This window comes from Roseicella aerolata (assembly GCF_020523605.1).
GTDB lineage: Bacteria > Pseudomonadota > Alphaproteobacteria > Acetobacterales > Acetobacteraceae > Paracraurococcus > Paracraurococcus aerolatus.
This window is the reverse complement of sequence record NZ_JAJAQI010000030.1, coordinates 50,304-59,531: the sequence shown is the minus strand read 5'-3', so window position 1 is coordinate 59,531 and position 9,228 is coordinate 50,304. Positions and strand designations below refer to the sequence as shown.

The window sequence follows — 9,228 nt, the reverse complement described above, 5'->3', positions numbered from 1 at the left end:
GCCGATGCAGGTCGGCCATGCCGGCGCGGTGCTGGCGGGGATGCTCTCCTTCCTCAGCCCCTGCGTGCTGCCGCTGGTCATCCCCTATCTCGGCTTCCTCGGCGGGGTGACGCTGCGCGCGGCGCCGGGCGGCCCCGTCGCGGAGGCGCCGGACCGTGGCCGCGTGCTGCTGGCCGCGCTCTTCTTCGTCCTCGGCTTCGCCACCGTCTTCACCCTGCTCGGCGCGACGGCCAGCGTCCTGTCGCAGCTCTTCGCCGAGCATCTCGACACGCTGGCGATCGTCGCCGGCGGGGTGCTGATCCTCTTCGGCCTGCATGTCGCGGGCCTGCTGCGGATCGGCGCGCTGAACGCCGAGAAGCGTTTTCAGACGCGGGAGAAGCCGGTCTCGCCGCTCGGCGCCTATGTCGTCGGCCTGGCCTTCGCCTTCGGCTGGACGCCGTGCGTCGGGCCGGTGCTGGCGGGCATCCTCACCATCGCCGCAGCCAGCGAGGGGGTGGCGGAAGGGGCCACGCTGCTCTTCGCCTATGCCCTCGGGATCGGCATCCCCTTCCTGCTGGCCGCTGCCTTCATCACGCCCTTCCTGCGCTTCGTCGGCCGCTTCCGGCGCCATTACCGGGCGGTGGAGCTCACCGCCGGCGGGCTGCTGGTGCTGACGGGCGTCCTCGTGCTCACGGGCAGTTTTCAGGAGATTGGGGCATGGATGCTGGAGCGCTGGCCGGGGCTGGGGCGCTTTGGGTGACGGGCGGCGGCGCCGGCTCCGGCGCCACCTCGCAGGCCGGGCCGCGCTGCTCCCACCAGGCCCGGAAGCCGGTGCGGTCGGCATAGCCATGCTCCGCCACATAGGTGAAGAGCCCGAGGAATTCCGGCTTCTTCATGAGGCCAGGCATGCGCGCCACCTCGATCTCCCGCCCCGGGCGCGGCGGGGCCGGCAGGGTTTCGGGGAGGAAGACGATGGTGGGCGTGAAGGTCACGCGCCAGCGGCGGGCGAGCTGCCGCTCCTCCATCGCCTGCCCGTCGAAATCCGTCACCCGCCGCGCGCCGTGCAGGTCGAGCTGGATCAGGCGGAAGCGCGGCCGGATGAAGCCCTCGATCGCGGGATCCACCAGGTGGTCGGTATGCATCTCGACGCAATAGGGGCAGCCGCGCTGCTCGAACACCACGGCGAGGCGCTGGCCGGTCGCCGTCGCCTCCCGCAAATCCTCGGGCAGGTCGAGGAAGCTTTCGGCGAACCAGTCCTGGGTATAGCCCTGCTCCGTCCGCACCGGCGCGGCGGCGGCGGGCGCCGCGCCCAGCAGCAGCGCCCCGAGCGCCCGGCGCGGGAGCGGCTTGGTAGCGGCGCGGTGCATGACGTCCTCCGTCGCGGCGTTTCCCCGACATGTCGCGCGGCGCGGGGCGCGGATCAATGACCGCGACGCGCCCCTCGGCCCTTTGTGCGCTGGGCGATGCGGCGACCATCCTGCTTGCCTCCGCCCTTGGGATGGTGGTGGAGATCGTGGCCGGGCGCCTGCTGGCCCCGCATGTCGGCATGTCGCTCTATACCTGGACGGCGATCATCGCCGTGGTGCTGGGCGGCTTCTCGCTCGGCCACTGGTGGGGCGGGCGGCTGGCGGGCGCCGAGTGCGACCGGCAAATGGGGCACCGGCGGCTCGGCTGGCTGCTCTGCGGCTGTGCGGCAGCGACGCTGCTGGCCGTGCCGGCGCTGCGGCTGGCGGCGCCCTGGCTGGAGGGCGAGGGGGTGCACCCGCTCGCCGCCATCCTCGGCCTTTCGCTGGCCGCCTTCTTCCTGCCGAGCCTGCTGGTCGGCACCGTCTCCCCCATCGTCACCAAGCTGGCGGTGGAGGAGGCGTCGCCGGGCCAGGTGGGGCCGGTGCTCGGGCGGCTCTTCGCCGTCTCGGCGCTCGGCGCCATCGCCGGTACGCTGGCGGCCGGCTTCCTCTTCGTCGCCTGGCTCGGCTCCACGGCCACCATGCTGGCCTGCGCCGGGCTCTACGGGCTGCTGGCCGCCGGCCATGCCGGCGCCGCCCTGGCCTGGGCGCGGCGGCGCGCGGCGCTGCCCGCGGCCGCGGCGGCGGGGTTGGCCGCGCTGCTGCTGCCGGCGGGCCTCGCGCGGCTGCCGGCCTTCGCCAGCCCCTGCGAGGCCGAGAGCGCCTATTTCTGCATCCGTGGCGTGGACCTGGCGGAGGCGGTCGGGCAGCCGGCGCGGCTGATGGTGCTGGACCACCTCGCGCATGGCGCGAATGTGCGGGACGAGCCGACGCTGTTCGTGCAGCCCTATCTGCATCTGGTGGATGAGGTGATGGCGGCGCGCGGCCTGCCGGAGCGGCCGGCGGCCTTCTTCCTCGGCGGCGGCGCCTTCACCCTGCCGCGCGCCTGGGCCGCCGACCATCCGGGGGGGCGGTTCACCGTCGCCGAGCTGGACCCCGCCGTCGCCGCTGCCGCGCGCCGCGACTTCTGGCTGGAGGACAGCCCGGCGCTCACGGTCCTGGCCGCGGATGGCCGGCCGGCGCTGCAGGCCCTGCCCGCGGCGGCGCAATTCGACCTGGTCTTCGCCGATGCCTTCCACGACATCGCCATGCCGGTGCATCTCGCCACGCGCGAATGGCACCGCGCGGTGCGCGCGCGGCTCCGGCCTGGCGGCGCCTATGCGGCGAATGTCATGGAGGACAAGCGGCAGCCGCGCTTCCTGCTGGCGCTCGCGCGCACCCTCGCTCTCGACTTCCCGGTGGTGGAGGTCTGGGTGGAGATGGCCGAGGCGCCGGGACGGCGCGTGACCTATCTGCTGCTCGCCTCCGACGCGCCGACACCCTTCGGCCGCATCGCGGCGCGGCGCGGGCCGGAGCGGCGCTGGGCGCGGCTGCCGCCGGAATTCGTCGCGGCGCGCATCGCCACGGCGGGCGTGCCGGTGCTGACGGACGATTTCGCCCCGGTGGACCGGCTGATGTCGCACCTGATCCTGAGCGCGGAGGGAAGCGGACGATGATGCGGGCAAGACGCGCCCTGCTGGCGATGCTGGCTGCCATGCCCCTGGCCGCCGCCGGCGTGCGGGAGACGCCGCTGGCCGAGCCGAAGCCGACGGTGGAGGCGCCGCGGCGGATCGTCGTCTCGGTCTCCGAGGCCGATCCGGCCCGGGCCAATGCGGTCTTCTCCAACCTCATCAACATCCAGGGCTTCTACGGCCAGGATCTGGTTGAGATCCTGGTCGTCGCCTATGGCCCCGGTCTCCGGCACCTGTTGCGGGAGGAGAGCCAGGTGGCGGAGCGGGTGGCGAGCCTACAGGCCTATGGCATCGAATTCGTGGCCTGCGGCGCCACGCTCGACACGCTTGGCCTGGCGCCGGAGGCGGTGCTGGAGGGCGTGCAGGTGGTGCAGAACGGCCTGCCGGAGGTGGTGGAGCGGCAGCTGATGGGCTGGATCCACCTGCGGCCCTGACGCCCTCCCCCAGGCGGGGGGAGGGCAGCCGCGGGCCAGCCTACATCATGAGCCGGTCCTCGATCGCCTGCAGGCCGGCGCGGGCGCAGGCATCGTCCTCCGCCCCGCCCGGCGCGCCGGAGATGCCGATGCCGCCGAGGATGGAGCCGCCGCCTTCCACCGGCACGCCGCCGCCGAGGAAGATGTATCCCTGGATGTGGCGGATGGCGGAGTTGAGCTGCCCGGCCTGGGTGGCGGCGGAGAGTTCTTCCGTCGCCGCGCGGAAGCTGACGGAGGTGCGCGCCTTGGCGATCGCCGTCTCGGGCGTGTGCGGGCCGGCCAGCGCGTCGCGCAGCACCACCTGCGGCACGCCGAAGCGGTCCACCACCGCCACCGCCACCTGGAAGCCGCGGTCGTGGCAGGATTTCAGCGCGGCCTGCGCCAGCTCCAGCGCCAGCGGCGGCGCCAGCACGCGGAAGGTGATGAAATCCGCCTCCCGCGCCCCTGCCGCTGGCGCCGCGGCCAGCAGCGCGGCGCCCAGGATCCATGCCGTCTTGTTCATTGCGTCTCCTCCTTCCTCGCGGTGTCCGCGGGCGGCAGCTTCGCCAGCAGCGCCTCGGCCTGCTGCCAGAAGAACAGGTCGCCCTGGTAGCCGATGATGCGGCCGAGCTCGCGCCCGCCCTGCATCAGCACGAAGGTCGGGGTGAAGCGCCAATGCGCGAAGCCGGCGAGGTCGGCCGGCATCCCCTGCGCGACATCCACCCGGCGCAGCGGCGCGCGGCGGCCGAGGTCGGAGGCGTTCCAGGACGCCTCTCCCACCTCGCGCAGCCAGCGCCGGCACCAAGGGCAGTCGTGCCGCTCGAGCATGACGAACTGCGCCACGGGCAGCTCCGCCGCGCCGGCGGCGCGCATCGCCATCCCGAGCCCGAGCAGCACGAGGCCGCGCCGGCGCATCGCCCCCGGCCTCAGCGCGCGCCGGTCGCCTGGCGCAGATAGGCGATCAGGTCGTTCATCTGCTGCTCGTTCCTGAGGCCGGCATAGGACATGGAGCCGGCCGGCACCACCGCCTTGGGGTTGGCGATGTAGGCGCGCAGGTTCTCCTCGGTCCAGGTGAGGCCGCCCTCCGCCTTCTCCCGCATCGAGGCGGAGTAGCGGAAACCCTCGACGCTACCCGCCTTGCGGTCGAAGACGCCGTGCAGGTTGGGGCCGACGCCGTTGCGTCCCCCCGCGTCCACGGTGTGGCAGGCGCGGCACTGGTTGAAGACGCGCTGCCCCGCCGCCGCGTCCTGCGCCAGGGCGAGGCCGGGCGCGCCAAGGGCAAGGGTCGCGGCAAGCAGGGCGGTACGGAATGCCATGGATCGGGTCCTCCCTCACCGTGCAAGCGCACGGGAATGAAACTGCGCCGTCGTGCGTCAGACACTCACTCTGGACACGCTGGGCTGGACCCTGGACGCAATGACAATGCCGCACGCACCAAGAAAGTAAAGCGAAACCGGAGGGAGGAACGGCCGGATGCGCAAAGCGACGATCCTGGCCCTGACCATGCTGGCGATGCCGGCAGCCGCGCAGGAGCGCGGCCTGCTGCTCGCCGGCGCGTGCCAGGGCTGCCATGGCGTCTCGGGTGGCGGGTCGCATGGCATACCGGCCATCGCGGCCACGCATCGCCGCGCGGAATTCGCCGCCATCCTGCGCGACTTCCGCGAGAACCGGCGGGAGGCGACGGTGATGGGCCGCATCGCCCGCGGCTATTCCGATGAGGATATCGCCGCCCTTGCCGCGCATTACGCGGCGCGCGACTGAAGGAGGACCGCAGCATGCCGATTCAGCGTCGCGCCCTCCTCGTCGCCGCGGCCGCCGGCGTCCTCGCCGCCCCGCGCCTCGCCCGCGCCCAGCAGGGCGGCGGCCGCCTCGTCATCCTCGGCGGCGGCTTCGGCGGCGCCTCCGCCGCGCGCTTCGCCCGCGACCACCACCCGGATCTCGAGGTCACGCTGGTGGAGCGCAGCCCGCGCTTCACCACCTGCCCCTATGGCAACCTGGTACTTGCCGGAAGGCGCGACATCGAGAGCATCACCTTCGGCTATGACCGCCTGGCGGCGCGCGGCGTGCGCGTGGTGCACCAGGGCGCGACCGCCGTGGATGCCGGGCGCAAGCGCCTGCGCCTCGCGGACGGGGCGGAGATCCCCTATGACAAGCTGATCATGTCGCCGGGCATCGACCTGCGCTGGGGCGCGGTCGAGGGCTATGACGAGGCGGCCGCGACGCGCATGCCGCATGGCTGGATCCCCTCGCAGCAGCCGATCACGGTGCTGCAGAAGCAACTGGAGGCGATGCCCGAGGGCGGCGTCTTCGTGATGACGATCCCGGACAATCCCTTCCGCTGCCCGCCCGGACCCTATGAGCGCATCAGCATGGTGGCGGAATACCTGCAGCGGGCGAAGCCGCGGGCGAAGCTGATCGCGCTCGATGCCAAGAACGGCTTCTCCAAGCAGCCGCTCTTCCAGGATGCCTGGGCGGAGCTCTATCCGGATATCGTCGAATGGCGCGGCGCCTCCGAGGATGGGCGGGTGGTGCGGGTGAATCCGGCTGCCATGGAGGTAGAAACGGAATTTGGCGACAAGGTGAAGGGCGATGTCGTCAACGTCATCCCGCCGCAGATGGCGGCGCGCATCGCGCGCGAGGCCGGGCTCGCCAACGAGACCGGCTGGTGCCCGGTGAAGCCGGCGACCATGGAATCCGCGCTGGTGCCGGACATCCACGTCATCGGCGACGCCTGCATCGCCGCACCCATGCCGAAATCCGGTTTCGCCGCGAATTCCCATGCCAAGCACGCGGTCGCCTGCGCCGCCGCCGCGCTGGCGGGACGGGCGGCGCCGCCGGCCACCTATTTCAACACCTGCTACAGCCATGTCGGGCCCGACTACGGGATCTCGATCGTCGGCGTGTATCGCGGCACGCCGCAGCGGCTGGAGGAGGTGCCGGGCTCGGGCGGCATCAGCCCGCGCACCGCCGTGCTGGGCGAACGCGCGGCGGAGCATCGCCGGCTGGAGGCGCTCTACGCCGATGGCTGGTACGAGAGCATCACCCAGGACATGTTCGGCATCGCCTGAGGCGGCGCGGACGGGAGGAGACGAGGCACCGCATGACGGAGTTGCAGCGATCAGGCACCGCGTCCCGGCGCGGCCTGCTGAAGGTGGCGGCGGCGGGCACGCTGGCCGCCGGCGCCGCCTCGGCGGCGGAGGGCAACCCGGCGAACCTGCCGCCCAACACGCCGGAATGGGCGAAGAGCCTCGGCCCCGGCGTGATCGAGGAGGCCTATGGCACGCGCAGCCGGCACGAGACGGCGGTGCGCCGCTACGTGCCCTGGCTGACGCAGGACCGGCAATCCTCCGTCTCCTTCACGCCGCTGGCGGAGATGCACGGCATCATCACGCCCTCGGGGCTGCATTTCGAACGGCACCATGGCGGCGTGCCGGATGTGGTGCCGGCGGACTGGCGGCTGATGATCCACGGCCTGGTGGAACGGCCGCTGCAATTCACGCTGGAGGACCTGAAGCGCCTGCCCAGCGTCTCCCGCATCCATTTCATCGAATGCCCCGCCAATGGCGGCATGGAATGGCGTGGCGCGCAGATGTCGGGCGTGCAGTTCACCCATGGCATGCTGTCCTGCTCGGAATGGACGGGCGTGCCGCTGAAGGCCCTGCTGGCGCAGACGGGGCTGCGGCCCAACGCCTCCTGGCTGCTGGCCGAGGGCGGCGATGCCAGCCTGATGACGCGCTCCATCCCGCTGGCCAAGGCGCTGGACGACGTCATCCTCGCCTATGGCCAGAACGGGGAGGCCGTGCGGCCGCAGCAGGGCTATCCCGTGCGGCTGGTGGTGCCGGGCTGGGAGGGCAATGTCTGGATCAAGTGGCTGCGCCGGATCGAACTGGGTGACCGCCCCTGGTACCACCGGGAGGAAACGCGCCACTACACCGATCTGATGCCGGACGGGCGCGCGCGGAAATTCACCTTCGTCAACGAGGTCAACAGCGTCATCACCGCCCCCTGCCCGGAGAAGCCGCTGCGCGGCAAGCCGGGCTTCGTCGAGATCACCGGCCTGGCCTGGAGCGGCGTGGGGCGGATCACGCGCGTCGATGTCTCGGTGGATGGCGGCGACAGCTGGCGGTCGGCGCAACTGCAGGAGCCGGTGCTGGGCAAGGCACTGACCCGCTTCCGCATCCCCTGGGAATGGCAAGAGGGGCAGCGCGCCTTCCTGCAATCCCGCGCCATGGACGAGACGGGGCGGGTGCAGCCGACCATGGCCACGCTGCGCAAGGCCCGCGGGGTCGAGAGCATCTACCACAAGAACGCGATCCATACCTGGCTGGTCGAGCCGGACGGGACGGTGGTCAATGTCCAGATCGATGCGTAAGGCGCTGCTCCTCGGTGCGCTTGGCCTCGCCGCGCTGGCGGCGGGCGGCGTGGTGCGGGCGCAGCCCGGCGGCGACCGCGCCGCGCTGTACCGGCCTTTCCCCCTGCCGCAAGGCGGCGGCGCCGCCGGCCCCTTCGCCGCCTGGCCGGCGCCGCCTGGCGCGGCGGAGGCGCTGCCGCGCCCCATCGCCGGCATCGGCCGCCCGGCCAGCCCGCAGGAGATCGCCGGCTGGGACATCGATGTGCGCGGCGACGGGGAGGGGCTGCCGCCCGGCCGCGGCACGGTGAAGGACGGCGAGGAGCTGTTCGTGCAGCAATGCGCCGCCTGCCACGGCGATTTCGGGGAGGGGCTGGAGCGCTGGCCGGCGCTGATCGGCGGCCGCGGCAGCCTCAACACCGATCAGCCGCGGCGGACCATCGGCAGCTACTGGCCCTATGCGCCGCCGGTCTTCGACTATATCCGCCGCGCCATGCCCTATGCGACGCCGATGACGCTCTCGAACGAGGAGGTCTACGCGCTGACCGCCTATGTGCTGCACCTGAACGAACTGCTGCCGGAGGATGCCGAGCTGGATGCGGAGAAGCTGAAGGCGATCCGCATGCCGAACCGGGAGGGATTCGTGCTGGAGGCGCGGCCGGACACGCCGGACGAGGCCTGCATGAGCGGGTGCCGCCAGGGCCGGCCGGTGACGGTCACCATGGACAGCCGGCAATTCGTGCAGCCGGGCTCCGATTCCGGCTTCTCGGAGCCGCAATAGCGGCGCCTCGGGCCGGCGCCCTTCAGGCGGGGGCCTGGCTCTCGGCCCAGGCGATGATGGTGCGGGCGGGCATGGCGCCGGCCTGACGCGCCACTTCCCGCCCCCCGGCGAAAAGGGCGAGCGTCGGGATGCTGCGGATGCCGAGCTCGGCCGCGAGGCTGGGCGCTTCCTCGGTGGAGACCTTCACCAACCGCATGCGCGGCTCGAGCGCCTGCGCCGCCTGCTCGAAGGCGGGGGCCATCATGCGGCACGGCCCGCACCAAGAGGCCCAGAAATCCACCAGCAGCGGGATGCCGCTGTGGCGGAGGTGGTGGCGGAAGCGCGCCTCGCCCAGCGCCACGGGCGCTGCCGTGAACAGCGCCGCCTTGCAGGCGCCGCAGCGTGGCCGCTCCGCGAGCCGGTGGGCGGGAAGCCGGTTGATGGCATCGCATTCCGGGCAGACGACCTGCAGGCTTTCGGTCATGCTTCGCTATCCTGTCCTGGGGCGGCGCGGTCCGCGCGCGGCGGCCGATCCGGGGTGGTGGTCCGGTCCCGGGTGCCTGCCCTGACGGCCGGCAGGCAGACGGCGCGCATCGGGCTCACATCCTTCTCCGCATGCCGGCCCGGCCCGGTGGTGGCGGGGCCGGGACGGAACCGGGCTGGGCCATCATAT

Annotated in this window: 12 protein-coding genes; 7 read left to right on the top strand and 5 right to left on the bottom strand. The window is 72.6% G+C overall.

Annotated elements, in window-relative coordinates; translation table 11 throughout:
- Positions 1 to 4 precede the first annotated feature (4 nt).
- Entirely contained in the window at positions 5 to 739 is a 735-nt protein-coding gene (locus tag LHA35_RS18550) for a cytochrome c biogenesis CcdA family protein (RefSeq protein WP_226610793.1), read from the top strand.
- Here the strand turns inward: LHA35_RS18550 and LHA35_RS18545 are convergent.
- Positions 669 to 1,346, bottom strand: a complete 678-nt coding sequence (locus LHA35_RS18545; RefSeq protein ID WP_226610792.1) for a thioredoxin family protein — start codon at positions 1,344 to 1,346, stop codon at positions 669 to 671. The two genes, LHA35_RS18550 and LHA35_RS18545, sit on opposite strands and share 71 nt — an antisense overlap.
- Positions 1,347 to 1,402: 56 nt before the next feature.
- Between LHA35_RS18545 and LHA35_RS18540 the strand changes: the two genes are divergently transcribed.
- Together LHA35_RS18540 and LHA35_RS18535 are read left to right on the top strand one after the other, a co-directional pair.
- The gene (locus LHA35_RS18540) at positions 1,403 to 2,980 is read left to right on the top strand and encodes a fused MFS/spermidine synthase (protein ID WP_226610790.1); all 1,578 of its coding nucleotides are present in this window, start codon (positions 1,403 to 1,405) and stop codon (positions 2,978 to 2,980) included.
- Positions 2,980 to 3,429 carry a DsrE family protein gene (locus LHA35_RS18535; protein ID WP_226610788.1) on the top strand — a complete coding sequence of 150 codons (450 nt, stop codon included), beginning with the start codon at positions 2,980 to 2,982 and terminating at the stop codon, positions 3,427 to 3,429. Before LHA35_RS18540 ends, LHA35_RS18535 begins: the two co-directional genes overlap by 1 nt.
- Positions 3,430 to 3,469: 40 nt before the next feature.
- On the opposite strand, the gene LHA35_RS18530 is transcribed toward LHA35_RS18535, so the two are convergent.
- Genes LHA35_RS18530 through LHA35_RS18520 form a run of 3 tightly spaced genes read right to left on the bottom strand, consistent with a single transcriptional unit; the run spans position 3,470 to position 4,763 of the window.
- Positions 3,470 to 3,970, bottom strand: coding sequence for a GlcG/HbpS family heme-binding protein (locus LHA35_RS18530; protein ID WP_226610786.1), 501 nt, complete (start codon positions 3,968 to 3,970; stop codon positions 3,470 to 3,472).
- Entirely contained in the window at positions 3,967 to 4,362 is a 396-nt protein-coding gene (locus LHA35_RS18525; protein WP_226610784.1) for a transcriptional regulator, read from the bottom strand. Before LHA35_RS18525 ends, LHA35_RS18530 begins: the two co-directional genes overlap by 4 nt.
- Before the next feature lie 11 nt (positions 4,363 to 4,373).
- A complete protein-coding gene (locus LHA35_RS18520; RefSeq protein WP_226610782.1) occupies positions 4,374 to 4,763 on the bottom strand; it encodes a c-type cytochrome in 390 nt (129 codons plus the stop codon).
- Positions 4,764 to 4,920: 157 nt separating this feature from the next.
- On the opposite strand from LHA35_RS18520, the gene LHA35_RS18515 reads away from it, so the two are divergent.
- From LHA35_RS18515 to LHA35_RS18500, 4 genes are read left to right on the top strand one after another with little or no spacing between them, the layout of a single operon-like run.
- The gene (locus LHA35_RS18515) at positions 4,921 to 5,208 is read left to right on the top strand and encodes a c-type cytochrome (protein ID WP_226610780.1); all 288 of its coding nucleotides are present in this window, start codon (positions 4,921 to 4,923) and stop codon (positions 5,206 to 5,208) included.
- 14 nt (positions 5,209 to 5,222) lie between these two features.
- Positions 5,223 to 6,515, top strand: a complete 1,293-nt coding sequence (locus LHA35_RS18510; protein WP_226610779.1) for an NAD(P)/FAD-dependent oxidoreductase — start codon at positions 5,223 to 5,225, stop codon at positions 6,513 to 6,515.
- A 32-nt stretch (positions 6,516 to 6,547) separates the two neighbouring features.
- Positions 6,548 to 7,819, top strand: a complete 1,272-nt coding sequence (soxC, locus tag LHA35_RS18505; protein ID WP_226610776.1) for a sulfite dehydrogenase — start codon at positions 6,548 to 6,550, stop codon at positions 7,817 to 7,819.
- Positions 7,812 to 8,576 carry a c-type cytochrome gene (locus tag LHA35_RS18500; RefSeq protein ID WP_226610775.1) on the top strand — a complete coding sequence of 255 codons (765 nt, stop codon included), beginning with the start codon at positions 7,812 to 7,814 and terminating at the stop codon, positions 8,574 to 8,576. Before soxC ends, LHA35_RS18500 begins: the two co-directional genes overlap by 8 nt.
- 22 nt (positions 8,577 to 8,598) lie before the next feature.
- On the opposite strand, the gene trxC is transcribed toward LHA35_RS18500, so the two are convergent.
- Positions 8,599 to 9,039, bottom strand: a complete 441-nt coding sequence (gene trxC, locus LHA35_RS18495; protein ID WP_226610773.1) for a thioredoxin TrxC — start codon at positions 9,037 to 9,039, stop codon at positions 8,599 to 8,601.
- Between the last annotated feature and the right edge of the window lie 189 nt (positions 9,040 to 9,228).

Bases quoted from the DNA above. Each gene is read 5' to 3' on its own strand.
- LHA35_RS18550 (WP_226610793.1), top strand. From the start codon at position 5: ATGCAGGTCGGCCATGCCGGCGCGGTGCTGGCGGGGATGCTCTCCTTC.
- LHA35_RS18545 (WP_226610792.1), bottom strand. From the start codon at position 1,346: ATGCACCGCGCCGCTACCAAGCCGCTCCCGCGCCGGGCGCTCGGGGCG.
- LHA35_RS18540 (WP_226610790.1), top strand. From the start codon at position 1,403: ATGACCGCGACGCGCCCCTCGGCCCTTTGTGCGCTGGGCGATGCGGCG.
- LHA35_RS18535 (WP_226610788.1), top strand. From the start codon at position 2,980: ATGCGGGCAAGACGCGCCCTGCTGGCGATGCTGGCTGCCATGCCCCTG.
- LHA35_RS18530 (WP_226610786.1), bottom strand. From the start codon at position 3,970: ATGAACAAGACGGCATGGATCCTGGGCGCCGCGCTGCTGGCCGCGGCG.
- LHA35_RS18525 (WP_226610784.1), bottom strand. From the start codon at position 4,362: ATGCGCCGGCGCGGCCTCGTGCTGCTCGGGCTCGGGATGGCGATGCGC.
- LHA35_RS18520 (WP_226610782.1), bottom strand. From the start codon at position 4,763: ATGGCATTCCGTACCGCCCTGCTTGCCGCGACCCTTGCCCTTGGCGCG.
- LHA35_RS18515 (WP_226610780.1), top strand. From the start codon at position 4,921: ATGCGCAAAGCGACGATCCTGGCCCTGACCATGCTGGCGATGCCGGCA.
- LHA35_RS18510 (WP_226610779.1), top strand. From the start codon at position 5,223: ATGCCGATTCAGCGTCGCGCCCTCCTCGTCGCCGCGGCCGCCGGCGTC.
- soxC (WP_226610776.1), top strand. From the start codon at position 6,548: ATGACGGAGTTGCAGCGATCAGGCACCGCGTCCCGGCGCGGCCTGCTG.
- LHA35_RS18500 (WP_226610775.1), top strand. From the start codon at position 7,812: ATGCGTAAGGCGCTGCTCCTCGGTGCGCTTGGCCTCGCCGCGCTGGCG.
- trxC (WP_226610773.1), bottom strand. From the start codon at position 9,039: ATGACCGAAAGCCTGCAGGTCGTCTGCCCGGAATGCGATGCCATCAAC.